Here is a 25,974-nt window from a genome sequence, read left to right on the forward strand (position 1 = left end):
CGCGCTAGTGAATGTTCGCGCTCGGGGACGACGGCGGGCGGGGCCTCCTCAGACGGGCGGGCCTACGTTGGATTTCAGGTTCTTCATCACCAGGGTTGAGGTCATCCGCTCCACCCCCGGCAGCACCGTCAGCTCGCTGTCGTAGAAGCGCTGGTAAGAGGGCAGGTCTGCCGCGATAACCTTCAGCAGGTAGTCCGGGGAGCCGAACAGCCGCTGCGCCTCCACGATGTTCGGGTTCTCAGCCACCCGGTTCTCGAAGATCTCCATAGTGGGGCGGTCCACCTGCCGGAGCGTCACGAACACAATTGCCTCAAAGCCAAGCCCGACGGCGGCCGGGTCAATGTCCGCTTTGTAGCCGCGGATCACGCCGGACTGCTCGAGGTCCCGGAGCCGGCGATGGCACGGGGCAACGGTGAGCCCCACCTTCGCGGCCAGCGCCGTGGCAGTCATTCTGCCGTCCTCTTTGAGGTGGCGCAAAATGCTTCTGTCGATATGGTCAATCACGCAAAAATCTTACTTGAAGGGCCGCGATCCGGGCGAAATTGGAAAGCACTTCTGGCCGCGTTTTGCCTAGGCTTTTCTTACAGCCCAACACGCAGGAGCCCGTCATGAATCCCCAGCTTTTCCTCGCCTTTATCGTGGTCGCAGCGGCCCTCGCCTGCACCCCCGGGGTGGACTGGGCCTACTCCATCACTGCAGGCCTGGGCCGCCGCAGTTTCGTGCCCGCCGTGGCGGGGCTGTGCAGCGGGTACGTGCTGCACACCGTCCTCATGGTGGCCGGGCTCGCCGCAGTACTGGCCAGCATGCCGGGCCTGCTGGGGTGGATCACGGTGGCCGGTGCCGTCTACCTGCTGTGGCTGGGGACCGTCACCATCAGGTCATGGCGCGGTGCGAGCTTCACGGCAGCGGCCGCCGTCGGGAATCCGGGGCAGAACCAGCTCCGGTCCTTCCTCCAGGGCATGGGGACCAGCGGCATCAATCCCAAGGGCCTGTTGTTCTTCCTGGCCCTCGTGCCGCAGTTCGTCAGCGCCGACGCGCCGCTGCCCGTGCCGGTACAGTCCGGCCTGCTGGGGCTGACCTTCGTGCTGCTCGCGGCCCTCGTGTACACCTGCGTGGCACTGCTGTCGCGGAAACTGCTGCAGTCCCGGCCGAACGCGGCCCGCCGCGTGACGCTGAGCAGCGGCATCATCATGGTGCTCCTGGGCACCGCGCTGCTCTCGGAGCAGCTGCTTCCGGCCCTGTGCAGGTTCGTATAGTGGCAGGTTCGTCCGGAAGCCCGTCCGTCGCGAGACCGGGCCATCGGCAGGCTCAGACCTTTTGCTCCATGAACCACTCCGTGAAGCCCGAGGCACGCCCGTCGGCATCGAGCCGAATTACCCACAGGTTCTCGTAGTTCGGGCGGTCATCAAGGTACGAGGTGCGGCCCTGCACGAACGCGAGGTCACCGTCGGACCCCAGCAGCGACCATTCGAACGTCCAGTCCTCCGGCTGGTCCGCCGACGCGATCCAGCGCTCCACGATCTGTTCGCGGCCGCGCCACGGGTCGGGGTCGTAGGGCCGCGTGGCGTACACGGCCTCCTCCGTGAAGAGCGCCCCTATATCCGCGGGGTCGTTCGTGGTCCACGCCGCGATGTACTTGTCCATCCACTGCCTGATTGCGTCAGTCATGGGTCCGTTGTATCGCGGCCCTGTACTACCCACAAGAGCCCGCCTCAGTCCCCGCCGAACTGCTTCCACTTCTGTTCCCACGCCCGGCGCGCCTCAATGTCCTTCCGAATGACCTCGAAGGTTTCGAGCTCCGCCTGCTTGCCGCGCTGCCAGTCCCGCGGATTGAGGGACTTCCGCCCGTTGTCCAGCAGTATTAGGGCACGGTCGGTCAGGGCGTCATTGCGCAGAGACATGCTGGTCTTCTGCCGGCGCAAAACTTCCTTGAGTGCCTGCTGCGCATAACTGTGGGCGCCGAGCCGGCGGAGGGAGCGCGCCCGCACCAGGAGCAGGGCCGCGGAGAGGTCGTCGGCGTTCATCAGGCCATCGGTCCAGACCACCACCTCCTGGTCCCGGCCCAGGGCTGCGGCGAGTGCGCATCTCGCTAGCGCCGTGGGCAACGATGGCGGCAGCCTGACCAGCGTTTCAAGGGCCGCCTCGGTCTGTCCCGTTTCCCGGAGAGAATGGGAGAGCGCCAAAAATACCGACTCCTCGCTGAACAGCACCGGCACCACGACGCGTTCGGCGACTTCCACCCGGGTGACCACGCGCGTGAGGTAACTGGCGGCGAACTGGTTGGCTTCGTCGTCGTTCCTGATCGAAAGCCCGCGCTGCAGGAGCTCCGCTGCCCGCAGGTAGCCGCCCTGCTTGTAGGCGAGGAGGCCGGCCATCACGCAGCAGAGCCCGGCCCAGCCGGGATAGGCGCGGCCGGCGGCGATAAGCCTGTTGGGGTCGGTGTTGGAAAAAATGGCGTCGTACACGGTCCTGGCAGCTTTGCCGGGCAGCAGCTTGAGCCGCGGCACGCTGCCGTCCACGCTGATCCGGGAGTCCCCTCCCCCGAGGACGCCGTGGATCAGCCCGCCCATGCCCTCAGCTATTTCGCGGACCGGCGTGCGGACCTTGCCGCAGCCGAAGGGGGTGAGGTCGCGCGTGTCGCGGTAGATCGGTCCTGGAAATTGCCCCGCGCTCATTCCTCCATGCTAGTGGCCGGCCCGAACTAGGCCGAAGCTGCGCCCACCCACACGCCCACCACCCAGGTGCTGGCGGCGAGGCAGGCCAGGCCGAACTCCGCAAGCATGCCCAGCCCGGTCGCTTTCAGGGCAGCCCAGCTGGAGGTCAGCGCCGCCCGCAAGTTCCGCGTGCGCAGGACTTCGCTGAGCAGCAGCCCGGCGGCAAAGCCCACGAACAGGCCCACCACGGGAATGACGAACATGCCGGCAATGCCCAGCACAACCCCGACGGCGACGCTCCGGTTGGGAATCTTGTGCTCCTTCAGTTTGCGGCCGGCAAGGACGGCGCTGGCCGCCATACCGGCCAGCACAAACACCATGCCCACGGCGAAAACCACCCAGCCGGTCACGCCCTCGCCGCCCCAGATTGCCCACGCCAACAGGCTCAGGCCGATCAGGAAACTGCCGGGCAAAACAGGGATGACGGTGCCGGCAACACCAACCAGGATGGCCAGGCCGCACAGGACGGTCACGAGGGTTTGGGCGTTCATGCCCCCAGTCTAGGGCGGGGCAGCCTGGGGTCGGGCCAGTACGGCAGCACGCCGCGGCGCGCGGACTTTGCCGGGAACGACGACGGCGGTGCCTCCCCACACGGGAGGCACCGCCGTCGGATCTTCAGTAAAGCTTAGTTGGCTTCGGCTTCGACTGCCGCAGCTACCGCGGCCGTGACGGCCGGCGCAACGCGCGGGTCCAGCGGGCTGGGCACGATGTACGACGCGGAAAGCTCGTCATCGGCCAGTTCTGCAATGGCGCGGGCCGCGGCAACCTTCATTGCCGGCGTGATGCGGCGCGCGCCGGCGTCCAGCGCGCCGCGGAAGATGCCGGGGAACGCCAGGACGTTGTTGATCTGGTTGGGGAAGTCGCTCCGGCCTGTGGCCACCACCGCGGCGTACTTGGACGCGACCTCGGGCAGGACTTCGGGGTCCGGGTTGGACAGTGCGAACACGATGGAGCTGTGGTTCATCAGTTTCAGGTGCTCCTCGTCCAGCTTGGAGGAGGAAACGCCGACGAAGACGTCCGCGCCCAGCAGGGCTTCCCCGGGGCCGCCTGAGATGCCACGCGGATTGCTGCGCTGCGCTATCTGGGCCTTCTTGCTGGCGGGGTCGGCGGCGATGTCGGCACGCTCGGAGTTGATCAGGCCCTGGGAATCCAGCAGCACCACGTCGTCGATGCCCGCGGTGAGCAGGATTTCGGCGATGGCGATGCCTGCGGCGCCGGCACCGGAGATCACCACGCGGAGTTCCTCGAGCCCGCGGCCGGTGACCTTGGCGGCACCGGCCAGCGCCGCGAGGACCACGACGGCGGTGCCGTGCTGGTCATCGTGCATGACGGGGCAATCCAGGGCTTCGATGAGCTTTTCTTCCAGCTCGAAGCAGCGCGGAGCGGCGATGTCCTCGAGGTTGACGGCACCGAAGCTTGGGCGCAGCCGGACGAGGGTTTCCACGATCTCGTCCACATCGGTGGTGTTGAGGACCAGCGGGATGGAGTCCAGCTCGCCGAAGGCCTTGAAGAGGGCAGACTTGCCTTCCATGACGGGCAGCGAGGCGCTGGGGCCGATGTTTCCCAGGCCGAGGACGGCCGTGCCATCGCTGACAACGGCCACGAGGCGCTGGGCCCAAGTGTGGCTCTTGGCGAGTTCCGGGTCAGCGTGGATGGCGCGGCTGACCTGGGCGACGCCCGGCGTGTAGGCGATGGAGAGGTCGCGCTTGTTGCTGAGGGGGACGGTGCTCGCGATGGAAAGCTTGCCGCCCTCGTGGGCAGCGAAAATCTCCTGGTCAGTCAGCTCTGCGGCTGCGCTGGTGTCATTGGTAGCGATAGTTTCAGTGGACACGTCGTTGTCTCCTGTGGCTAGCCGTGGGCGCACGGCACAGTATGGTTCAAGCCATCGAGGCTCAAGATGGTCAGATACGCGCTTCCGCTGACGGGCCCAGGATGGCGGGTCCCGTCAGAAAGCCAGTGGAGCTGGGGTGCTGGCCACTCCGGTACTGCCATGTTAGACAGGACAAAGGCCCACTTTTGCCATTTCGGACCTATTGGACCGAACGGGACGCATTTAAAGCTGATTTGTGGCTCATTTCACGGCTTTTCGCACCTTTTATGACCCGGTGGTCTAGACCGGTTACGCGGAATTCCGCGCTAGCCGGGGTGCCGGCATCAGCAGGGTGCACGCCTTCTTCAGGTCTTCCTCCGCCTCAAAGAGGGATAGCCTACGGCAGCGCACCGACTGGACTAGACCGGTGAGCGTTAGCAGCAGGACCCGGGCGACAGCAGGGTCGCCACACACGGTGGCGACGGCGCGCTCCGCCAGGGAATCGATCTCGCGCAGCAGACCGGTGGTGTCCCGGTCCTTGAGGTACACGCCTTGGCTGAGGCATTGTTCGACGGCGGGCTGCATGACGCGCATGTGGAAGATTTCCATGGCCACACCGGAGAGCGCATGGATGCGGACAGCGCCCGGCCCGGTCCCCGTCTTGAGCTCGCCGAGCTGATGCCGGTACAAGGCCAGCATCAGGTGGGTGGCGGAGGGGAAGTAGCGGTACAGGGTGCCGAGGGGGACGTTGGCCTGGGCGGCAACCTCGGACAGGGTCACGGACTGGAGGCCCTTACGCGCGAACCCGGCGGCCACCTCCAGAATCCGGTTATAGCGGCGCTGCTGCCGGGGAAGGGAGGGCGGGGCGGCCATGGGCGGAAGATCAGGCATAGAGTCAAGCATCATCAGTCCGGAGGTTGAGATTCCTGGTGCAGTCAGGGAGAGCCCCATTCCCGGTCCTGCCGCGATTCGCACACCACTATACGGCACAGGCCTCCGCGCTCCCTCGGAGCCGGACACGTCGCCGACGCTAGGCAACTCCCTTAATCTTCACCACGAACACGGCACCCAGCAGACCGATGACGGCGGCGGCTACATAGAGGGATACGTAGCCGCCCCACAGGGTGACGAACGGCCACGCAAGTGCCGGAGCGATGACCTGAGGCAGGGAATTGGCGATATTGATGACGCCAAGGTCCTTGCCGCGCTCGGCAGCATTGGGGAGCACCTGGGTGATCAGCGCGAAGTCCACGGCGAGGTAGGCGCCGAACCCGATCCCCAGAACGCTGGCACCCACGATGCCGCCCACCCACGTGGGGGCGAAGGCCAGGATCAGTGATGCCAGCGCAATGATTACGGACGATGCGATCACCAGCGGCTTGCGCTTGCCCATCCTGTCACTGAGCCTGCCGCCTACCACACTGGTGATGATCACGAATACGGCGTACAGCCCGGTCAGCACCAGCACGCCGAAGGCTGGTTCGAGCCCCGTGGTCTCCTTCAGGTGCACGGCGTCCGCCAGGAAGAACAGCAGGTAGAGGGTGACCATGTGGTTGCCGATGTTGACCAGCAGCCGGGTGATCCAGGCCCAGGCGAAGTCGGGGTGCCCCAAGGGCCGGATGAACCCAAGCAGGAAGCCGCCCCAGGCTATTGGCTGGCCAGCCCCTGCCGGGAGCGGGGCGTCGTCGCTCTTGACCAGGTACATCACGACGCCCACCACGAGGGCCGCCGCACAGACGATGTAGCCGAGCACGAAGTTTCCGCTGACCACGGCGGCAATCACCGCGCCGACGAGGATCCCGGCCGTCTGCCCCATCGCCGACAGGCCGCCAACGGTAGCGCGTTGCGGCACGGGGACACGGTCGGGAACGGCGGCGGTGATTGCGGCGTAAGCGCCGTTGCAGCCCGCCTGCACCAGGCACCAGAGCAACGTCATCACCGCCACGTTCGGCGCCCCGGCCAGCCCCACCAGCGCAGCCGCGCCAAGGACAGCGCCGGCCAGGACCCACGGCACGCGCCGGCCGAACCGGGACACCGTGCGGTCGCTGAAGGCACCAAAGAGCGGGTTGGCCACCAGCGACACCGCTGCCCCGGCACCTGTCACCAGCGCGAGGATGGCTTCCTTCTGCCCGGGATCGAAATGTTCCGCCTGCTGTCCGAGGAGTACCTGGATGGGGCCGAAAAATGCCGCGTTGATGCCGAGGTTGACCAGCACCACGCCCGTGATCCACAGGGACCTGACCCGCTCCGTCGGTTCAGCGAGCGCGGCGGATTGCCGCGTGCCCACCAGGCCGGGGTCGGGTACCGCGCCGGGTATGTCGGACAGGCTCATGGCGGTCTCCCCCTGGAACATCGTGATGATGTAATCAGACTATCCGCAGGACGTTTAGATCAGCGTTCTTTGCGGCGATAGAATGCGGTGCCTGCACACCTCCTGCCACCGGGGTACCGCCCGCAGAGACACCAATTGCTCATTCCATGGGGGAACGCAACTTGTCATCACACATCCCCGGCCATCGCGCCCTACTCAAATCCGCCGCTGTTGCGATCGCCGCCGCTCTGGCGCTCACGGCTTGTACTACCAACAGCTCCCAACAGGCCTCCAGCTCCAGCCAGAGCCCTGTAAATGACGAGGCCACAGTCAGCCGCGTCATCGACGGAGACACCTTCGTGGCAACGACCCGTGAAGGCGAGAAGACCATTCGCTTGCTCAACGTCGATACGCCGGAAACCAAGGATCCGAACGCTCCCGTAGAGTGCCTCGGCCCCGAAGCTACTACCGCGCTGGAGCAGCTCCTTCCAGTCGGGTCGGTGGTCCGTCTGGAGCTCGATGTAGAGCCAACCGACAAGTACGGACGCACACTCGCCGGCGTTTTTGATTCGTCAGGAACCCTTATCAACGCGGAGGTCGCGCGCCAAGGCTTGGGTGTTCCGATGCTTATAGAGCCGAACCGCAAGTTTTACCCGGCGGTTGAGGAAGCCTTCGAAAAGGCCCGGACCCGGGCTGTGGGACTCAACTCTACGGATCTCGCGTGTCTGCCTGCGCAGCAGGTTGAGAAGGCGGTCGCAGCGGTTGAGACGATCACGGCTGTTCCGCTCTCAGAATCGACGTCAGCACTCGACAAATCAAATGCGGGGCTTGTAACCGCCCTGGCGACCATCGCAGCGCTGAAGGCGGCCTCGGAAGCTAAGGGCAAGGTCCATTGGGCTGCCTACCAGCCAGCCAAGCTGGCTCAGCTCGTTTCACGACTGGACACTTCAGCCTCAGTGGCGACGGCACGGCAGGCAGCAATCAAGGGTAAGAAGAAAAGCCTCGCCGATGCGGCAGCAGCAGCGAAGGTGGCCCGGGTGAAGGCTGAAGCCGCAGCAAAGGCGGCAGCTGCGAAAGTGGCGGCTGCGGCGGCCGCAGCAGCCAAGGCCAGGGCTGCAGCTGAGGCCGCCGCCGAGGCCGAACGCATGAGAAACCTTCCTCCTGCCTATGTTCCGCCGGCCCCCCCTGTCTACGTTCCGCCCGTATATGAACCGCCGGCAGCTCCGGCACCAGTCACCGACCCATACCCGGGCTACACCGGGCCGCGCTGCTACGCACCCGGCGGTAAGACGTGGAGGCCCTGCGGATAGCTAGGCTTTGATAGCTGCACCACGATCCCGAGGAGAACCAATGACCGCTTCGCCTGCCAATGCCGCCATCAACACCGCCGACCTCTATGACGAACGGGGCGAGGAACTCGCTTCCATAGCGCTCCAGTTCCAGTCGGTGGGCGGGCTGTCCCACTTCAGCGGCCCCGTCCGGACTGTCCGCTGCCTTGAGGACAATGGCCTGGTCAAGAGCACCCTGGCAACTTCGGGCAACGGCGCCGTGCTGGTGGTGGACGGCGCAGGTTCGCTGCGGACCGCTCTAATGGGGGACCTGATCGCGGCGAGCGCCGTGGCGAACGGCTGGGCCGGCGTCGTAATCAACGGTGCCATCCGCGACCGCGAGGCCATCGCGGAACTGCCCCTCGGAGTCAAGGCCCTGGGCAGCAATCCGCGTAAGAGTGCCAAGGCCGGGGCGGGAGAGACTGACGTGGACCTGCTGATCGACGGCGTGACCATCCGAACCGGCGCCACGATCTGGTGCGACCCGGACGGCATTCTCATCGAACGCTGAGACACGTAGAGCAGACCGCGGGAAATTCCCTGGCTCCGGGGAACAAAGCAGCAAGTAACATAGTTACTGAAAGCAACTATCAAATGCGATCCCCCTTTCTCTTGACCCTGGAGCAGCCATGTCCAAATCCACTGTCGGACCCGCGCCCGGAGAGGCCCTGACGCAGCGGCAGACCATCACCGTCATGGTGGGGCTGATGCTCGGCATGTTCCTGTCCTCGCTGGACCAGACCATCGTGTCCACCTCCATCTACACCATTGCCAACGACCTCGACGGGCTCTCCCTCCAGGCGTGGGCCACCACGGCATACCTGATCACGTCCACGGTCACCACCCCGCTGTACGGCAAGCTCAGCGACATCTTCGGCCGCCGCCCGCTCTACCTCGCGGCCATCATCATCTTCCTGGCCGGCTCGCTGTATGCCGGCTCGGTGCACTCGATGACCGAGCTGGCCATCGCCCGCGGCATCCAGGGCATGGGCGCCGGAGGCCTCCTGGCCCTGGCACTGACCATCATCGGCGACATCGTCCCGCTCAAGGACCGGGCCAAGTTCCAGGGCTACTTCATGTCCGTATTCGGCATCTCCTCAGTCCTCGGCCCCGTCGTGGGCGGCGCCTTCGCCGGTTCGGAGAGCATCCTGGGCTTCGACGGCTGGCGCTGGGTCTTTTTCATCAACCTGCCCATCGGCCTGGCCGCCCTGGCCGTGGTGTTCCTCTACCTGCACCTGCCCGCCAAGCACGTCAAACAGCGGATCGACTACTGGGGCGCCGCAGCCATCACCCTTGCCATCGTCCCGCTGCTGCTCGTCGCCGAACAGGGCCGCAGCTGGGGCTGGACCTCCGCCAATTCCTTCATCTGCTACGGCCTGGGCGTCCTCGGCATCATCACATTCCTGCTGGCCGAGCGTCGCGCCGGGGACTACGCGCTCATCCCGCTGCGCCTTTTCCGGAACGTCACTTTCGGGCTGTCCTCGCTGCTGAACTTCATCATCGGCATCGGCATGTTCGGTGCCATCGCCATGCTGCCCATGTACCTTCAGCTGGTCAAGGGCCTCACGCCCACCGAGGCCGGCCTGATGATGATCACCTTCACGATCGGCATCCTGACCGGCTCCATCACCGCCGGACGGACCATCTCGGCCTCGGGCACCTTCCGGATCTTCCCCATCCTGGGCACCGCCATCCTGACCTCCTCAGCCATCGTCATGGGCCTGTCCCTAGGCGCTGACACGCAGCTCTGGGTCCCCGGGCTGATCGCGGTCTTCTTCGGCCTGGGCCTGGGCTTCTGCATGCAGCCGCTCACCCTCGCGATGCAGGTCTCGGTGCCCGCAAAGGACATGGGCGTTGGCACCTCCACCGCCGCGTTTTTCCGCTCCATGGGCGGCGCGGTGGGCACGGCAGTGTTCATCTCCATGCTGTTCAGCCTGGCCGCGGACAAGATCGCCAGCGGCATGAAGGACGCCATGCAGAATGCCGCTTACGTGAAGGTCCTGAAGGACCCCGCTGTCGCCGCGGATCCCGCGAACGCCAAGCTCTACGACTTCTTCAAGAACGGCGCCAGCAACGACTCCCTCAACGACACCAGCTGGCTGCACTCCGCGAACCCGGTGCTCACCCGGCCCATCACCGAGGGCTTTGCCCAGTCGATCGACGCCGTCATGCTCACCGCTGCCGTCCTCACCGGCATCGCCTTCCTCATCAGCTTCGCGCTGCCGAAGAAGAAGCTCACGGACCCGAAGGCCGTCATGAAAGAACCCGCGGCGGCCCACTAGGCACCGCTCACCACTCGTTGTCGGCGGGACTTCCGCGCTGCGTTACGGCAGGCACCTTCCGGGGTGCCTGCCGTTTCGTTTTCCGCGGAAATCCGCCGGATGCGGCACCAAACGGACGACGACGGCGGGACCTCCCGCCGTCGTCGTCATTCGTCCCGGAGTGGATCAGGGCCCGGTGACGTGGCACACTGTTAGGCGCGTGTGCGCCGGCCGACAGTGCCGGTTTCCGCAGCCGACGACGTTTGCACCGCATCCACCCACCCCCGAACCAAGGGAGAACCATGTCCACCGACAAGCAGACAACCGCCAAGATCCCCAAGCGGGTGATCTGGCTGGCGCTTGCCGGCGCCGTGGGCGGCTTCCTGTTCGGCTTTGACTCCTCCGTGGTCAACGGCGCCGTGGATGCCATGAAGGACGAATTCGCGCTCAGCGAGGCCGTCACAGGTTTCGCCGTGGCCGTAGCCCTGTTGGGCTGCGCAGCCGGCGCGTACATGGCCGGCAAGGTGGCGGACCGCTACGGCCGCATCCCCGCGATGAAGCTGGGGGCACTGCTGTTCCTCATCAGCGCCATCGGCACCGGCTTCTGCTTCAGCGTCTGGGACCTCATTTTCTGGCGCCTGGTGGGCGGGCTGGGCATCGGCCTGGCCTCGGTGATCGCCCCGGCATACATCTCCGAAATTTCGCCCCGGCACGTCCGCGGCCGGCTCGCGTCGCTGCAGCAGCTGGCCATCACCACGGGTATCTTCGCCGCCCTGCTGTCCGACGCCCTGTTCGCCACGTCTGCCGGAGGTGCGCACCAGGCATTCTGGCTGGGCATCGAGGCCTGGCGCTGGATGTTCCTGGCCGCCGCTGTTCCGGCCGTGCTGTACGGCGTGGTCGCCTACACGCTCCCCGAGTCCCCGCGCTTCCTGGTGGTCCAGGGCAAGGAGGACCTGGCCCGGAAGGTCTTCGACTCCATCGCCCCGGATGAGGACACCGACCGCCACCTGCGGGAAATCCGCGAGGCGATCGAGGAGGACCAGCTCGCGGGCAGGAAGGGCTCGCTGCGCGGCAAGGCGTTCGGCCTGCAGGCCGTGGTCTGGATCGGCATCACCCTGTCCGTCCTGCAGCAGTTCGTGGGCATCAACGTGATCTTCTACTACTCCACCACGCTCTGGAAGGCCGTGGGCTTCCAGGAGAAGGACTCGCTGACCATCTCGGTGGCCACGTCCATCACCAACATCCTGGTCACGCTCGTGGCCATCGCCCTCGTGGACAGGATCGGCCGCCGCCCCATCCTGCTGGCCGGCTCCATCGGCATGGCCGTTTCCCTCGGCGCCATGGCCTTGGCCTTCGCGTCGGCCACGGGCTCCGGTTCCGACATCACGCTCCCCGGCGCTTGGGGCCCCCTTGCCCTCGTGGCCGCGAACGTGTTCGTGATCAGCTTCGGCGCATCCTGGGGACCGCTGGTCTGGGTGCTGCTGGGCGAGATCTTCCCCGCCCGGATCCGCGCCCGCGCCCTGGGCCTGGCCGCCGCCGCCCAGTGGATCGCCAACTTTGCCATCACGCTGAGCTTCCCCGTGATGGCCGCAGGCTCGCTGCCGCTGACGTACGCCATGTACGCACTCTTCGCGGCACTTTCATTCTTCTTCGTCATGTACAAGGTGCCGGAGACGAACGGCATGTCACTGGAACAGGCTGAGACCCTGTTTGTTCCGAAGGGGTCCGTCAAGGTCTGACCGGCTCTTGGCTCCTCCGGCATGAAACGGAAGACGCCCATGTTCTCTGCGGACTGTGTCCCGGGACGTGGGCGTCTTTTGCCTTTTCGGATGGTCCGAGTCAGCGAACGCCGCTCATGTGCCGCGCATTACCCGTAGGCGGGACTCCACAGCCTAGGATTCGGATCGGTTCACGATCGCGTCGGCGTGCTCGGCCACCCATGCGACCAGGGGCAGCAGCAGGGCGGCCAGTTCCTCTCCGCGGCCGGTCAGGCTGTAATCCACCCGGGGTGGGATGACCGGCTGGGCGTCGCGGCGGACGAACCCGTCGGCCTCGAGGGTCTTCAGTGTCTGGGCGAGCATCTTCTCGCTGATGCCTTGGGCACGACGTCGTAGTTCGCTCCAGCGCTGGGGACCCTCGGACAGCGCCACCAGGAGCAGAACGCCCCACTTGCTGGTGACGTGGTCCAGGACGGTCCGGCTGGGGCATCCCGCGGGGAAGATCCCGTCGGCGAAGGAAAATGCGGGCACAGCGGCTGGGGTACTTACCTTCATGACAGTACCTTACCTCAAAGTGCGTACTCTCTTTTGGGAAGTAATCGAAGTGAAGCCCGGTTGGCACCACTGACAGTCACCTCTGAAAGGAACATCATGACCATCGTGATCACCGGAGCCACCGGCCAGCTCGGCCGCCTCGTCGTCGAAGCACTGCTCGAAAACGGCCTGCCCGCGGGGCAGATCGTTGCCGCAGGCCGGACCGTGGACAGGATCGCCGACCTCGGCGAGCGCGGCGTCCAGGTCCGCAGCATCGACTACAGCCAGCCCGAGTCGCTACGGACGGCGTTCGCTGGCGCGGACAAGGTCCTGCTGATCTCCGGCAGCGAGGTGGGCCAGCGCATTGAGCAGCACCGGAACGCCATCGACGCGGCCAAGGAAGTCGGCGTCGGCCTTATTGCCTACACCAGCGTTGCCAACGCGGATACCACGGCCATGAAGCTGGCCGCCGAGCACCTGGCCACCGAAGAGATCCTGCGTGACTCCGGGGTCCCGTTCGTCCTGCTCCGCAACGGCTGGTACCTGGAGAACTACACCGGCCAGCTCCCGGTTCAGGTCCAGCACGGCGCCGTACTCGGCAGCGCCGGCGAAGGCCGCGTAAGCGCCGCCGCCCGGGCAGACTACGCGGCAGCGGCAGCGGCTGTGCTACTCCGGGAAGACCAGGGCGGCAAGGTCTACGAGCTGGGCGGCGACAACGCCTTCACCCTCAGTGAGCTGGCCGGAGAAGTCAGTGCGGCGTCCGGCAAGCCCGTGGCGTACAAGGACCTGCCTGCAGAACAGTACACCGAGGTCCTGGTGGACGCCGGACTACCGGAGCCCTACGCGGCCATCCTGGCGGACAGCGACCTCGGCATCGCCCGCGGCGACCTCCTGGTCACCAGCGGAGACCTCAGCGCCCTGCTCGGCCGACCCACCACGCCGCTGCGCGAGGCGGTAAAGGCCGCAGCCGAGAGCCTCCAGGCGAGCTAACCCTAGCCAAACGCTCGATCACATCCTGCAGGTTTCTTCAAACCCTTCCTCACATCCTGCAGGTTTCTTCAAACCCTTCCTCACGTCCTGCAGGCTTTCACTAAAGGCTCCCGCACTTGGCGCAAGCAGGGTTGGCCCGACCCGGTTTGAGGTGAGGAAGCGTCCGGAAAAAGGCGGCAGGATCTGCGGAAGCGTCGGGAGAAAAGCTGCAGGATCTGAGGAAGCGTCCTGAATGCACGTATAAATGCCCGACGCCGGAACTCACCTTGAGTTTCGGCGTCGGGCGTTTCGTTGTGTGCAGCAGAACCGTGCGGCAGGGCCGCGGCTGCGGACGGCATGGCTAGGCCGGGGCTGCCACGTCCTCCGCCTTGCGCTCCTCAACGAGTCCGCAGACCGCCGAGAAGAGCGGGTGGTCCTGCGCCAGTCCGGTAATACGCTCCGTGGCGGCGGCAGGTTCGGAGGCCGCCAGGATCTGGCCGAGCTCAACGGCCTCGGCATCGGCGGGGTCGTTGAACCGCAGGGCGGCCGCGATCGCGCCCAGCAGCGCCTCCGGCACGATGCCCCGTTCGGCCAGTTCCGCCGCCGGGCCGATGAACCGCTCGTGCCTGCTGAGCTTGCGCAGCGGCGCGCGCCCCACGCGGTGCACGGTGTCCGGCAGGTGCGGGTTGGTGAAGCGGCCCAGGATCTTCTGGACGTAGGCTTCCTGCTCGTCGTAGCTGAAGCCGTGCTTGGACACGAGCAGCTGCTTGGTCTCCTCGAGCACAGCGCGCACGTCCGCAGCAACGTCCTCGTCCGCCATGGCGTCGGAGATCTTCTCCAGCCCGGCTTCGAAGCCGAAGTAGGCCGCGGAGGCGTGCCCCGTATTCACGGTGAACAGCTTGCGCTCGATGTAGGGCCCCAGTTCGTCCACGAAGGTGGCGCCCGGAATCACCGGGGCAGCCCCGCCGAACGGCGTGCGGTCGATGACCCATTCGTAGAACGTCTCCACCGTGACGTCCAGGCCCTGCCCTGGTTCCTGGTTGGGCACGATCCGGTCCACGGCCGTGTTGGCGAACACGGCCGAGTCCTGCAGTGATCCGGCGGCCTCGTCCCAGCACTGAACGATCGACTCGCGCAGGAGGTCCGTGGCGTTGATGGCGTTCTCACACGCCATCACCTGCAGCGGGGGCAGCCCGGTGGCCCGGGCGGCAATTCCCTTGGCGATCGCGGGCGCCACGAACTTGAGGATGTGCGGGCCCACCGCGGTGGTGACAATGTCCGCCGTCGCGATTTCCTCGATGAGCTGCGCCTCCTGGGTGCCGGAGTTCACCGCCCGGAAGTTGTCCACCGTGCGCACGGCGGGGTTCTCCCCCACCTCGTGCACGCTGTAGCTGTCCGCCCCGGCGAGCTGGGTGATCAGGGCGTCCGCGACGTCAGCGAACACCACCTCGTACCCGGCCTCGTGCAGCAGCAGCCCTACGAACCCCCGGCCGATGTTGCCGGCTCCAAAATGTACTGCCTTCACTATGCGTTGACCTTTCCGAACAGCTCCAGGACTTCGTCCACGGATGTTGCGGCCTCAAGCTGCGCCACCTGCGCCTTGTTCGTGAAGACCTTCGCGATGGAGGACAGGATGTGGAGGTGTTCATTGTTGATGCCGGCCACGCCCACCACGAACTTGACCTGCTTGCCGTTCCAGTCGATGCCCTCGGGGTAGCGGACCACGGACACGGCGGACTTCATGATGTGGTCCTTGGCGGCGTTGGTACCGTGCGGGATCGCCAGGAAGCTGCCCATGTACGTGGAGACGGATTCCTCCCGCTCGTGCATGGCCAGGATGTAGTCGTTGTCCACGGCTCCGCGCGCCAGCAGCAGCTGGCCCGCCTCGTCGATCGCGGCGTCGCGGGTTGCCGCGGTGCCGGTCAGGATCACACTGTCGGCCACCAGGATGTCCGACGGCGGGGCGCCGGCTTCCGCGGTCGCCTCGGCATCGGGGGCGGCACCCGCAGCAGCGGCGGGTGCAGCGGTTGCCGCAGCACCGCCGTGGGCGGTTTCCGGCGCGTTGCTGCTCTTGACCAGTTCCACGATTTCGTCATAGCGCGGGCTGTTCATGAAGTTATCCACCGAGTAGTGGACGGCGCTGGACGTGGCCGGTGCGGCCCGCTCGGTGAGGTCCTGGTGGGTGACCACCACGTCGTAGGTGTCGGTGAGGTTGGCGATGGACGCGTTGGTGACCTTGACGTCCGGGAAGCCGGCCGCCTTGATCTTGTTTCGCAGTACGGAGGCGCCCATGGCACTGGAGCCCATGCCGGCGTCGCACGCGAACACGATGTTCTCGACGGGACGGGTCAGGACCGCGGTGCCACCGGCTCCGGCGCCAGTGAGGGCGGAAGAGACGGAACTCTTCTTGCCTTTCATGTCCTCCATACGGCTGGTGGCGGCGCTGAGGTCGCCCTCGTCGTCCCGGTTCTTGGACGTCCGCAGGATCACCGAGGCGACGAGGAAGGAAACCGTCGTTGCGAGCAGGACTGAGAGGGCCACGCCGAGGTAGCTGTCACGGGCGGTCTGGGCGAACACCGCGAAAATGGAACCAGGGGCGGCCGGCGCCACAAGGCCGGAGTTGGTGATGGCCAGGGTCGCGATGCCTGTCATGCCGCCAGCGATAGAGGCGAGAATCAGGATCGGCTTCATCAGCACATACGGGAAGTAGATTTCGTGGATGCCGCCAAAGAAGTGGATGAGGGCGGCGCCCGGCGCTGAGGCCTTGGCAGCGCCACGGCCAAAGAACATGTAGGCAAGCAGGATGCCCAGGCCCGGGCCGGGGTTGGCCTCTAGCAGGAAGAGGATGGACTTGCCCTGCTCCAGCGACTGCTGGATGCCCAGCGGGGTCAGCACGCCGTGGTTGATGGCGTTGTTCAGGAAGAGCACCTTGGCGGGCTCGATGAAGATGGAGGTCAGCGGCAGCAGTCCGTTGTTCACCAGGAACTGGACCACGTTGCCGGCTCCGGCGCTGAAGGCCTGGACCAGCGGGGCAATCCCGTAGAAGCCCAGCAGGGCCAGCAGGGCGCCCCAGATGCCGGCGGAGAAGTTGTTCACCAGCATCTCGAAGCCGGGACGGATCTTGCCGTGCCAGATCGCATCGAGCTTCTTGATGGTCCAGCCGCCCAGCGGACCCATGATCATGGCTCCAATGAACATGGGGATACCGGCGCCGACAATCACGCCCATAGTGCCGATGGCACCCACCACGCCGCCGCGGACGTCATAGACCATCCTGCCGCCGGTGTAGGCAATCAGGAGGGGAAGCAGGTACTTGATCATGGGACCGACGAGGCCCAAATTGGCGACACCCTCGGCATTGGTGCCAAATCCGCCAAGCTCGGGTACGGGGATCCAGCCCTTTTCAATGAAGAGGGCGGTGATGAGGCCCCAGGCGATGAAGGCGCCGATGTTGGGCATGATCATGCCGGACAGGAACGTCCCGAACCTCTGGACGTGCACCCGTGCGCTGGTTTTCGGTTTTGCAACTGTCTCTGTTGCCATGTGATTTCCTAACGTGGTCCCTGCTGCACCGCAGGATGGTCCGATAGTTTCGTCTAGCCGGTGGAACTGTTGGAGATCCGGTGGAGCCATTCGAGAAAGAGCTTGAGTTCCGAGCTGGACAGCTGGTCCGAGTGCGATGCCTGCAGCGCCGCGTTCAGCGCGATGGCAGCCACCACCACGGATGATTTCCCGGAATCCTCCGGTCCGGCATTCCTGCCCTGATCACTGGACACCGCGAAGATCATGGCGTCCCGCGTCATGGTGGACAGCTCGAGGTTCCGCTCGGCCACCGGTTCGGCGATCAGCATGAGCGTCACGCCCACGTTGGCTGCCAGGATGCTTCTGGCAGCCTCCCGCGGCTGGACGTTCAGCTGCCCGGCAGCGGCTGCCTTGTTCAGCATCTCCTCCATGAGAGCCTCGGCATCGGCAACGATGGCGGGACGGCTCTCGGGGCGGATGTTACCGAACATGACCAGATAAAGTTCCGGCTGATTGAGCCCGAACTGCACGTGGTTGTCCCACATCCGCCGGATGTCAACCAGCGGCTGTCCGGACGGGGCGAAGTCCCGTTCGCCGGCCACATATTCTTCAAAGCCCGCGGCGACAACTGCGTCAAACAGGCCCTCCTTGTCACCGAAGTGGTGATAGAGGGTGGGCGCCGTGACGCCCGCCAGCTGCGTGATCTGGCGGGTGGAGACAGCGGCCCCCGCGGAGTTGGCCAGCAATTCGGCTGCCGCACGCAACAGCCTCATTTTGGGCGGAAGCTGGCCATCGAAACTCATAACCGCTACCCTAGCACCTATAGCAACGCTATATGAACTGAATCACATACAATTTTTCCCAGGCACCGCAACGCAGCATCGGACGTAGCCGTTCCGAGCTTCCGGGCTCCCGCCCGAGCAAATACCGGCGGGCCTGGCTACCGGCAGAGAACGAGGACCTTCAGTGCAGAACTTCCCAGGAGTAGGCGTCAGCCCCGGCCGCATCATCGGAACGATCCGGCAGATGCCCAAGCCCATCAGCGAACCTCCGGCCGGCGAACAGCTGCCCGCCGGCACTACCCCGGAGGATGCAACCGCGGCACTGAAGGCGGCGGCTACCGCTGTCCACGATGAGCTGAAGGCGCGCGCGGACCACGCCGCCGGTGATGGCAAGGCCGTCCTGGAAGCCACGGCCCTGATGGCCAAGGACACCATGCTGATCAAGGGCGCAGCTAAGCTGATCGCCCGCGGCACCTCGCCTCAGCGGGCCATCTGGGAATCGGGCTCCTCGGTTTCGGAAATGCTGCACAACCTCGGCGGTTACATGGCGGAACGCGCCACCGACATCCTGGACGTCCGCGCCCGCATCGTGGCCGAACTCCGTGGCGTATCCGCCCCGGGCATCCCGTCGTCAAACGAACCGTTCATCCTGGTGGCCGAGGATCTGGCCCCCGCCGACACCGCCACCCTGGACCCGAACAAGGTCCTCGCACTGGTCACCGCCGGCGGCGGTCCGCAGTCCCACACCGCGATCATCGCCCGCTCACTCGGTCTGCCCGCCGTCGTGGCCGCCGTCGGCGTGGACGAGCTCCCGGACGGCACCGAGGTTTACGTCGACGGCGCCGCCGGTTCCATCACGGCCAGCCCGGACGACACACTGCGCGCAGCCGCCGAGGCCTGGGCCGCCACGGCCTCCCTGCTGGCCGAGTTCAGCGGTACGGGCTCGACGGCGGACGGCCACCTCGTGCCTCTCCTCGCCAACGTGGGCGGGGCCAAGGACGCCCAGGCCGCGGCCAAGCTCGGCGCCCAGGGCGTGGGCCTGTTCCGCACCGAGTTCTGCTTCCTCGAACGTGACACCGAGCCCACCGTCGAGGAACAGGCCGCCGCATACAAGGGCGTGTTCGACGCCTTCCCCGGCAAGAAGGTGGTGCTCCGCACCCTGGACGCAGGCGCGGACAAGCCGCTCCCGTTCCTCACGGACGCCACCGAACCCAACCCGGCCCTGGGGGTGCGCGGCTACCGCACCGACTTCACCACCCCGGGTGTCCTTGACCGGCAGCTGGAGGCGATTGCGAAGGCCGAAAAGGAGTCGGAGGCTGACGTTTGGGTCATGGCCCCAATGATTTCGACGGCGGAGGAAGCCGCCCGTTTCGCCACCATGTGCGCCGAGGCCGGCATCAAGACGCCGGGCGTGATGGTGGAGGTTCCCTCCGCCGCTCTCACGGCCGACACCATCCTGCGCGAAGTGCAGTTCGCCAGCCTGGGAACCAACGACCTCACCCAGTACGCCATGGCCGCCGACCGCCAACTCGGTCCGCTCGCCGGGCTGAACACGCCGTGGCAGCCTGCCGTGCTGCGGCTCGTGGGCCTGACCGTTGAGGGTTCCAGGGCTGAGGGACACAACAAGCCGGTGGGCGTCTGCGGCGAGGCCGCGGCGGACCCGGCCCTCGCCGTTGTGCTGACCGGGCTGGGCGTCACCACGCTCTCCATGACCGCCCGCTCGCTGGCTGCCGTGGCCGCCGTGCTGAAGACCGTCACGCTGGCGGAGGCCCAGGAGCTGGCCAAGCTGGCGCTGTCCGCGCCTAGCGCTGTGGAAGCCCGGGCATGGGTCCGGGAAAAGCTGCCCGTGTTGGAAGAGCTCGGACTGTAGCTCGACTGCAGGTCTGACGGCCCGGCAGCAGGCAAGCTCCAAGGCAGGAAAGCGACAGAAACAGGCAAACGGCCAAAGCAGGCAGGCGCCCGGAATTCCGGGCGCCTGCCTGCTTTGGCCGCTAACCCATTATGAATTTCAGGCCGTCGAGCCCTCCGCTGCCGCGGAGCCCTCGGCCGCGGTACCGGCCCAGTGCCGGATGGTCCGGGCAACCCTTTCGGTAGCGGTGTCCTGAACGACGTGCCCACGCCCGGGGACCTCGGCAAACGCGCCATCCGGGGCCTGCGCGGCGAGATATTCGCACCACGGCCTGCGGGCGATCGGATCCCTTCCGCCACGGAGGACGAGCACCGGCTGCGCCACGCCGGACACCCGGGAATCCAGCGGATACTCCATCATCACGGGCAGTTCGGTCAGGTACCATCGAACACCGGTTCGGAAGTAGTCGGTAAACACCACGACGTTCGTCAGCGGGGGCTCGCTGAAGAGGGAATCCCTCGTCAGTGCAAGCGCATGCCAGGCGGCGCTCCTGCGGGCGGGATCCACCACCGGACCCATGAGCACTATCCGGCTCACCAGCCCGGGTGCCTGGAGCGCCAATTCCACCGCGAACTGGACCCCCATGGAATGGCCCACCACGATGCAGGACTCCACGGCATACTCAGCCAGGACCGCCGCGACGAAAGCCGCGTACTCACCGACCGTCACCTGCCGGCCTGGACGCGGCGTGCCGCCGAAGCCCGGCAGGTCGAAGGAGTAGACGGCAGCACCCCGTTCGGCACCCTCCGCCTGCTGCCCCTGTCCTTCCGGGCCTTGGGCCAGTTCGACGTGCAGCCGGGCGAAGTAGCGGTGCGAGACGCCGATGCCGTGGAGCAGTACATAGGCCGGCTGCTCCGCGGCCGACGCCTCGTTCGACGTGTACAGGCGGCCCGTCAGGCCGTTCGCCGTCACTACTACTCCACCACTAAGTCTCATCCGCCGAGCATATCCAACTCACCGTTCCGCAGCGGTTAGGCTTCTGCCATGGCTCTGATTGCTCCCAGGGTGGCGCCCGCCCTTCCTGCCGAAGACGCGCTGGCGCTGCAGCGCGCGCTCGACGGCGGCACTGACATCACCGTGTTCGTGGACGGCACTGTCCACCGCCTCCCGCCCCAGGCGAGAGACGCCGTCGTCGACCTCCTGGCAAGGTTCAGCCGCGGCGAAGCGGTGACTGTAAGCAGCGTGGAGGAAATGCTCACCACCTCAAAGGCGGCCGAACTGGCCGGCATCTCCCACACCTACCTGCGGAACATGACGGACCGGGGCGAGATCCCGGTGGAATACCGCGGCACACACCGACGCATCCGGCTGGCCGCCATCATGGCATGGCTGGAGGGGCAGAAAAAGAAGCAGGCGGCAGCGGCCGGAGAAGCCTCCGACGCCGGGACTTCCGACGGCGAGAGCGGACAGTAGCGCCTCACTCGGCTCGGCGGTGACCGGAAACCTTAAACGTTAAACGTGCAAAGATTGAAGGTAATCGGAAAAGCCCCGGCGACATCGGAGCCACGACTGCGGGAGGCCTGGGAATGGGAAGTGCGGCAATTTCCACCTCGGCGCTTGACCTGCTGTTGCTGCTCCGCGGAAGCGAGCCCGAGGGGCTGGGCCGGGCCGACCAGGTTTCCTACCAGATTGAGACCGCCATCCTGATGGGCATCCTCACCGAAGGCGACAGGTTGCCCACGGAGTCCGTGCTTGCCGCGGAACTCGGCATCTCCCCGATCACCCTGCGGCAGTCCCTTGCCGCCCTGCGGACCAAGGGCCTGATCGAAACCAGCCGGGGACGCAGCGGCGGCAGTGTCATTCGCCGGCAGCTCGATTTCACAGACTCACAGTTGCAGGACAAGCTTCGGGAAACGAGCACGGAGGCGCTCAGGGACCTGGGCGACCTGGGTGCGGCCATCGCTTCAATGTCAGCGCGGCTTGCGGCCGGGCGGGCGGACCCCAAGAATGTGGAGCACCTTGAAGATCTGGCGAGGCGCCACCGGGACTCGGCCGATGACCGGGCCCGGCGCCGCATGGACAGCCGGTTCCACGTTGCCGTCAGCATTGCCGCGCAGTCCAGCAGGCTGACCTCGGCCGCCCTTCAGCTTGAAGCCGAGGTGATGACCCTGTGGTGGGGGCGCTCCGGCCAGGCCGGCAGCGACGGCAAGTCGGTGGAAGAACACGCCGCAATCGTTGATGCAATCAGGGCCCGGGACTCGGACGCGGCCGCCAGCGCGGCAGAACGACACAGCCGCAACGAGACCGAACACTTGATAGAGCAGCATCTCAGGTTGACGATGAGGCCCGAAGAAGGTGCGTGACGTGGAGACCGTAGAAGAGGCCCTTGAGCGGACGGCCGCCGTGCTCTCCTCCAGCATCAGCCGCGTTTTCGTTGACCTGGAGAAGATTGCGGGCACCGTTTCGGCGGCGGCGGCGGCAGCCGCGTCAGGCGTACCCCGCCGCAGCGAATTCCTGTTCCTGAAACAGGAACTGGCCAACTTCATCAAGCTGCACTCGGACATCATCGTCGGGGCCGGCATCGCCTACGCCCCGGGGAGCCTCCGGGAAGCAACCCACTGGCTGGAATGGTGGCGGACGCAACGGACGGGTGAACCCCGTTTCGTCACCCATGACCTCAACCCGGACTCGCTGAACTACTACGACTACACAACCCGCGACTGGTTCACTATCCCGTCCGCCAGCGGGCAGCCCGTGGCGGTTGGACCCTACGTTGATTTCGGCGGCATCAACGTCAACATCATCACGCTCTGCGTTCCGGCGCCCACCGCGCAGGGGATTCAGATCCTGGGGTGCGACCTTACCCTGGCGAACCTTGAAGGAATCTTCCTGCGGGCCCTTCAGCTCCGCGAGCCCCTGGTGGTCCTGCTTGGACCCAACGGCCGCGTCATCGCGTCCAACAACGCACGCATCGCCACAGGAACTTTGTTCCTGGAAGAGGACATGGCGCGGGCCGACATCTCAATGGACGTTTCGCCCGCCAACCCCGCGCGTCTGCCGTGGAAGCTGATCACCCTCCGGGATTAGGCTCCTTCGTGGGGCAGTAGATGTCCCGGCCTGCACGCAAAAATGACGGGGTGATAAGGATCAAGCAACGATCCCCCGCAACCAGGGTTTCCGGCTGGCGCACGGGGTTACTCTTTATTCGTGGTGAGATTCAGGGGGTTGCACATCGTGGCGGGCATCGTCGCTATGGGTGTGGCTGCTGCCTTGGGAATCATCATGGGCCTGAACAACACCGCCGTTTTTACCTCTAGCTGCGTGGTCTTCGTGGCAGTATCCCTGTGGGTCCAGAGCCGCGTCGCCAAGTTCCGCACCCAGCTCCGGGGACTCCCGCAACATCTTCCCGACGCCGTCACGCTGGAACGGACCGCAGAGCGGACCACGGAGCGTCCTGCCGAGCAGCTGCCCAGCGGTGAAGGCAACGCCGCCTAGTTGGTTCCCCTGTGCTCGGGTCCTGTTCTCAGATCCTTGGCCTGGACGCCCAGCGCCGCGCCTTCAGGGCAGCGTGCAACTCCAGCCGGACCATCCCCTTGAGCGGATCCACGCCCAGCAACTGCCGGATGCGGCCCAGCCGGTTGTAGATACTGCTGCGGTGCAGATGGAGTTTTTCGGCAACGTCCTGGACGGACCCGTCATTGTCGTAGAGCAGTTCCAGTACGGGTAGCAGCTCCCCGTTCCGGTCGTGGTCCTCGAGGGCCTGGAAATTCACCGAACCGGCGTCGCTCCAGACCCCGGCCCCGCCGCCGGCCGAGGCCAGGAGCTGATACACCCCGGCGGCCCGGCAGTCCACCAGCTCGCCGAGCCGCGGATCGACGGCGGCGGCCAGGGCGGCAACCTTGGACTGCCGGTAAGCCTCGGCCAGGTCTTTAACGCGGCTGAATCCCTCGCTGGTTCCCAGAATGATCCGCTCGACGGACCTGCCGGAGCGCTTGGCGAGCTCCAACTGGTAGTGCACCAGAACCTGAGCCTGGCTGGCGCGCCCGGTGGACTCCCGGAAGAGGACAACTGAGTGGGTCTCCGCGCCTGCACTGAACAGGACAGCATCCACGCCGATGGTGGCCTGCAGTGCCGCGGCGCGGTGGATGAGCGTGGAGGCGATGGGATCCGGACCGGCCATCCAGCCGTCCGCGTCCAGAACCGTCACCAGCTGCCAGGGTCCCCGGTCCTGCACTTCCTTCCAGCCCGCCACCGCAGCAACGGCATTGGCTTCCCCGGCACAGGCGGCCAGGAACTCGCGTTCACGGCTGCGCCGGTACTCTGATTCCGCAGTGTTGGAGTCCAGCAGCAGTCCGGACAGCAGGTCCAGCTCGTCCCGGACGTCTGGCAGCTCGGCAAGGATCGCCGTCGCGCTTTGATCTTCCAGGTCCAGCTGCACCCACAGGTAACCCACCCGGAACCCGCGGACCAGAAGCGGGACGCAGACGCGCCCCAGCATTCCCAGCTCCTCGTTGGCGGGCACCACCACGGGACGCACCGCGGTGGCGATCCCATGCGAGAGCTGCCAGTTTTTGACGTCCAGCGGCACGCGCTTGCTCAACAGGAAGTTCACCCGCACCCGGTCCGCATGCGACTGGTTGGAGCTGTAGGCGAGCAAAAGGCCGTCGAGGTCCTCGAGGGAAAGCCCGCGGCCCAGTTTGAGGGCCACGCGTTCGACGAGCTGTTCCACATCCTGCTGCATGCTGACAGACTACGTCCCGCGGGGCGCAGTGGGCGAACGGACATGAGGCGACACCTGACGCCCCGGCGGTCGACAATAGTCGACCGTGCGTCTTCTAAAACCCCGGAAACACGCGGTTTAGCTCGGGCGGTGCCGCCGTTTTCCTGTAGTGCGCCTCACAGCCGGATCTATTCTGGAATCACAACATTCCCCACACATTCCGGCCTTGCAGCCATCGAATCTGGAGCCCAAAAAATGATCATCGGTGTCCCCAAAGAGATCAAGAACAACGAATTCCGCGTCGCCATCACGGCTGCCGGTGTTCACGAATTCCGCACCCACGGCCACACGGTCCTGGTGGAGCGCGGTGCGGGCCTGGGTTCCGGCATCACTGACGAGGAGTACGCCATCGCTGGCGCAGAAATCGTCGCCGATGCCGACGAGGTCTGGTCCCGTGCGGACATGGTGATGAAGGTCAAGGAGCCCATCAAGGCCGAGTACCACCGCTTCCGCAAGGGCCTGGTCCTCTTCACCTACCTGCACCTGGCCGCCGAGCCCGAGCTGACACAGGAGCTCATCAACTCCGGCGTCACCGCCATCGCCTATGAGACCGTCCAGGAAGGCCGCACCCTGCCCCTGCTCGCACCCATGTCCGAGGTAGCCGGCCGGCTCTCCGTCCAGGTCGGCGCGACCTCCCTGATGGCGCCCGCCGGCGGCAAGGGCGTGCTGCTCGGCGGCGTCCCGGGCGTCCGCCCCGCCAAGGTCGTAGTCCTCGGCGCAGGCGTCGCGGGCACCAACGCAGCCGCCATGGCTCTGGGCCTCGGCGCCGACGTCACCATCCTGGACATCAACATCAACCGGCTACGCGAACTCGACGCCCAGTACCAGGGCAGGCTCAAGACCGTCGCCTCCAACAAGTACGAGATTGAGAAGTCCGTGGTGGACGCCGACCTCGTGATCGGCTCCGTGCTCATCCCCGGCGCGAAGGCCCCCAAGCTGGTGACCAACGAACTCGTGGCGCGCATGAAGCCCGGCTCGGTTCTCGTGGACATCGCCGTGGACCAGGGCGGCTGCTTCGAGGACACGCACCCCACCACGCACCAGGAACCCACGTACAAGGTCCACAACACGATCTTCTACTGCGTCGCCAACATGCCCGGCGCCGTCCCGAACACCTCCACCTACGCGCTGACCAACGTCACGCTCCGCTACGGCGTGGCCCTGGCAAACCTCGGCGTCAAGGCCGCCTTCGAGAAGGACCCCGCACTCGCCGCCGGCCTGAACATCGCCGCAGGCCACGTTGCGCACCACTCCGTCTCCGAGGCACACAACCTGCCCCTCGTGGCGGACTGGCACGAGCTTGTCTCCGCGTAACGCCGGGGAGACCGCCGCCAGTTGAGTCCCGCTGGTTGAGCTTGCCGAAACCCGAGGTTTCGACAAGCTCAACCAGCGGTTC

The 25,974-nt window shown here is 66.1% G+C and carries 25 protein-coding genes; 12 read left to right on the top strand and 13 right to left on the bottom strand.

Features of this window, described 5'->3' with window-relative positions; translation table 11 throughout:
- Positions 1–48: 48 nt before the first annotated feature.
- Positions 49–504 (bottom strand): Lrp/AsnC family transcriptional regulator, encoded by a 456-nt coding sequence (locus QFZ33_RS00315; RefSeq protein WP_214852117.1) that lies wholly within the window; start codon positions 502–504, stop codon positions 49–51.
- 104 nt (positions 505–608) lie between these two features.
- On the opposite strand from QFZ33_RS00315, the gene QFZ33_RS00320 reads away from it, so the two are divergent.
- Positions 609–1,256, top strand: coding sequence for a LysE family translocator (locus tag QFZ33_RS00320; protein WP_307023794.1), 648 nt, complete (start codon positions 609–611; stop codon positions 1,254–1,256).
- Positions 1,257–1,308: 52 nt separating this feature from the next.
- On the opposite strand, the gene QFZ33_RS00325 is transcribed toward QFZ33_RS00320, so the two are convergent.
- The 6 genes from QFZ33_RS00325 to QFZ33_RS00350 form a co-directional block, all read right to left on the bottom strand.
- Entirely contained in the window at positions 1,309–1,668 is a 360-nt protein-coding gene (locus QFZ33_RS00325) for a YybH family protein (protein WP_307023796.1), read from the bottom strand.
- 44 nt (positions 1,669–1,712) lie between these two features.
- Positions 1,713–2,675 (bottom strand): hypothetical protein, encoded by a 963-nt coding sequence (locus tag QFZ33_RS00330; RefSeq protein WP_307023798.1) that lies wholly within the window; start codon positions 2,673–2,675, stop codon positions 1,713–1,715.
- Positions 2,676–2,701: 26 nt separating this feature from the next.
- Positions 2,702–3,205, bottom strand: a complete 504-nt coding sequence (locus QFZ33_RS00335) for a DUF456 domain-containing protein (protein ID WP_307023800.1) — start codon at positions 3,203–3,205, stop codon at positions 2,702–2,704.
- A gap of 134 nt (positions 3,206–3,339) precedes the next feature.
- Complete coding sequence (locus tag QFZ33_RS00340) at positions 3,340–4,545, bottom strand: NAD(P)-dependent malic enzyme (RefSeq protein ID WP_307023801.1); 1,206 nt, start codon at positions 4,543–4,545, stop codon at positions 3,340–3,342.
- A gap of 288 nt (positions 4,546–4,833) precedes the next feature.
- Positions 4,834–5,415: a TetR/AcrR family transcriptional regulator gene (locus tag QFZ33_RS00345; RefSeq protein ID WP_307023803.1), complete on the bottom strand. Its 582-nt coding sequence runs from the start codon at positions 5,413–5,415 to the stop codon at positions 4,834–4,836.
- A 139-nt stretch (positions 5,416–5,554) separates the two neighbouring features.
- On the bottom strand, positions 5,555–6,856 hold the full coding sequence (locus QFZ33_RS00350) for an MFS transporter (RefSeq protein WP_307023805.1): 1,302 nt from the start codon (positions 6,854–6,856) through the stop codon (positions 5,555–5,557).
- A gap of 338 nt (positions 6,857–7,194) precedes the next feature.
- On the opposite strand from QFZ33_RS00350, the gene QFZ33_RS00355 reads away from it, so the two are divergent.
- From QFZ33_RS00355 to QFZ33_RS00370, 4 genes are all read left to right on the top strand, one after another.
- Positions 7,195–8,145, top strand: a complete 951-nt coding sequence (locus QFZ33_RS00355) for a thermonuclease family protein (RefSeq protein WP_307023807.1) — start codon at positions 7,195–7,197, stop codon at positions 8,143–8,145.
- Positions 8,146–8,185: 40 nt separating this feature from the next.
- Positions 8,186–8,674, top strand: a complete 489-nt coding sequence (rraA, locus tag QFZ33_RS00360; RefSeq protein ID WP_307023809.1) for a ribonuclease E activity regulator RraA — start codon at positions 8,186–8,188, stop codon at positions 8,672–8,674.
- Between the two features lie 118 nt (positions 8,675–8,792).
- Entirely contained in the window at positions 8,793–10,445 is a 1,653-nt protein-coding gene (locus QFZ33_RS00365; RefSeq protein ID WP_307023811.1) for an MDR family MFS transporter, read from the top strand.
- A 281-nt stretch (positions 10,446–10,726) separates the two neighbouring features.
- Positions 10,727–12,163 carry a sugar porter family MFS transporter gene (locus QFZ33_RS00370; protein WP_307023813.1) on the top strand — a complete coding sequence of 479 codons (1,437 nt, stop codon included), beginning with the start codon at positions 10,727–10,729 and terminating at the stop codon, positions 12,161–12,163.
- A gap of 153 nt (positions 12,164–12,316) precedes the next feature.
- On the opposite strand, the gene QFZ33_RS00375 is transcribed toward QFZ33_RS00370, so the two are convergent.
- Positions 12,317–12,697, bottom strand: a complete 381-nt coding sequence (locus QFZ33_RS00375) for a winged helix-turn-helix transcriptional regulator (protein ID WP_307023815.1) — start codon at positions 12,695–12,697, stop codon at positions 12,317–12,319.
- Between the two features lie 96 nt (positions 12,698–12,793).
- On the opposite strand from QFZ33_RS00375, the gene QFZ33_RS00380 reads away from it, so the two are divergent.
- A complete protein-coding gene (locus tag QFZ33_RS00380; RefSeq protein WP_307023817.1) occupies positions 12,794–13,666 on the top strand; it encodes an SDR family oxidoreductase in 873 nt (290 codons plus the stop codon).
- Positions 13,667–14,006: 340 nt separating this feature from the next.
- Here the strand turns inward: QFZ33_RS00380 and QFZ33_RS00385 are convergent, their stop codons facing one another.
- From QFZ33_RS00385 to QFZ33_RS00395, 3 genes are read right to left on the bottom strand one after another with little or no spacing between them, the layout of a single operon-like run.
- Positions 14,007–15,170, bottom strand: coding sequence for a mannitol-1-phosphate 5-dehydrogenase (locus QFZ33_RS00385; protein ID WP_307023819.1), 1,164 nt, complete (start codon positions 15,168–15,170; stop codon positions 14,007–14,009).
- Positions 15,170–17,188: a PTS mannitol transporter subunit IICBA gene (locus QFZ33_RS00390; protein WP_307023821.1), complete on the bottom strand. Its 2,019-nt coding sequence runs from the start codon at positions 17,186–17,188 to the stop codon at positions 15,170–15,172. The genes QFZ33_RS00385 and QFZ33_RS00390 overlap by 1 nt, the downstream gene beginning before the upstream one ends.
- A gap of 53 nt (positions 17,189–17,241) precedes the next feature.
- Positions 17,242–17,970, bottom strand: a complete 729-nt coding sequence (locus QFZ33_RS00395) for a TetR/AcrR family transcriptional regulator (RefSeq protein ID WP_307023823.1) — start codon at positions 17,968–17,970, stop codon at positions 17,242–17,244.
- Between the two features lie 163 nt (positions 17,971–18,133).
- Between QFZ33_RS00395 and ptsP the strand changes: the two genes are divergently transcribed.
- Positions 18,134–19,819, top strand: coding sequence for a phosphoenolpyruvate--protein phosphotransferase (ptsP, locus tag QFZ33_RS00400; RefSeq protein ID WP_307023825.1), 1,686 nt, complete (start codon positions 18,134–18,136; stop codon positions 19,817–19,819).
- 138 nt (positions 19,820–19,957) lie between these two features.
- Here ptsP and QFZ33_RS00405 read toward each other — a convergent pair whose 3' ends face one another.
- Positions 19,958–20,794, bottom strand: a complete 837-nt coding sequence (locus QFZ33_RS00405; RefSeq protein WP_307023827.1) for an alpha/beta fold hydrolase — start codon at positions 20,792–20,794, stop codon at positions 19,958–19,960.
- Positions 20,795–20,842: 48 nt separating this feature from the next.
- On the opposite strand from QFZ33_RS00405, the gene QFZ33_RS00410 reads away from it, so the two are divergent.
- The 4 genes from QFZ33_RS00410 (at position 20,843) to QFZ33_RS00425 (ending at position 23,293) form a co-directional block, all read left to right on the top strand.
- Positions 20,843–21,271 carry a helix-turn-helix domain-containing protein gene (locus QFZ33_RS00410; protein ID WP_307023829.1) on the top strand — a complete coding sequence of 143 codons (429 nt, stop codon included), beginning with the start codon at positions 20,843–20,845 and terminating at the stop codon, positions 21,269–21,271.
- Between the two features lie 113 nt (positions 21,272–21,384).
- The gene (locus QFZ33_RS00415) at positions 21,385–22,161 is read left to right on the top strand and encodes a FadR/GntR family transcriptional regulator (RefSeq protein WP_307023832.1); all 777 of its coding nucleotides are present in this window, start codon (positions 21,385–21,387) and stop codon (positions 22,159–22,161) included.
- Between the two features lies 1 nt (position 22,162).
- The gene (locus QFZ33_RS00420) at positions 22,163–22,885 is read left to right on the top strand and encodes a cache domain-containing protein (protein ID WP_307023834.1); all 723 of its coding nucleotides are present in this window, start codon (positions 22,163–22,165) and stop codon (positions 22,883–22,885) included.
- A 120-nt stretch (positions 22,886–23,005) separates the two neighbouring features.
- A complete protein-coding gene (locus QFZ33_RS00425) occupies positions 23,006–23,293 on the top strand; it encodes a hypothetical protein (RefSeq protein WP_307023836.1) in 288 nt (95 codons plus the stop codon).
- A 28-nt stretch (positions 23,294–23,321) separates the two neighbouring features.
- On the opposite strand, the gene QFZ33_RS00430 is transcribed toward QFZ33_RS00425, so the two are convergent.
- Positions 23,322–24,539, bottom strand: a complete 1,218-nt coding sequence (locus QFZ33_RS00430) for a PucR family transcriptional regulator (RefSeq protein WP_307023838.1) — start codon at positions 24,537–24,539, stop codon at positions 23,322–23,324.
- Between the two features lie 234 nt (positions 24,540–24,773).
- Here QFZ33_RS00430 and ald point away from each other — a divergent pair, with 234 nt between their 5' ends.
- Positions 24,774–25,892: an alanine dehydrogenase gene (gene ald / locus QFZ33_RS00435; RefSeq protein ID WP_307023840.1), complete on the top strand. Its 1,119-nt coding sequence runs from the start codon at positions 24,774–24,776 to the stop codon at positions 25,890–25,892.
- The last annotated feature ends 82 nt before the right edge of the window (positions 25,893–25,974 follow it).

The sequence above is a fragment of the Arthrobacter globiformis genome (assembly GCF_030815865.1).
Classification (GTDB): Bacteria; Actinomycetota; Actinomycetes; order Actinomycetales; family Micrococcaceae; genus Arthrobacter; species Arthrobacter globiformis_B.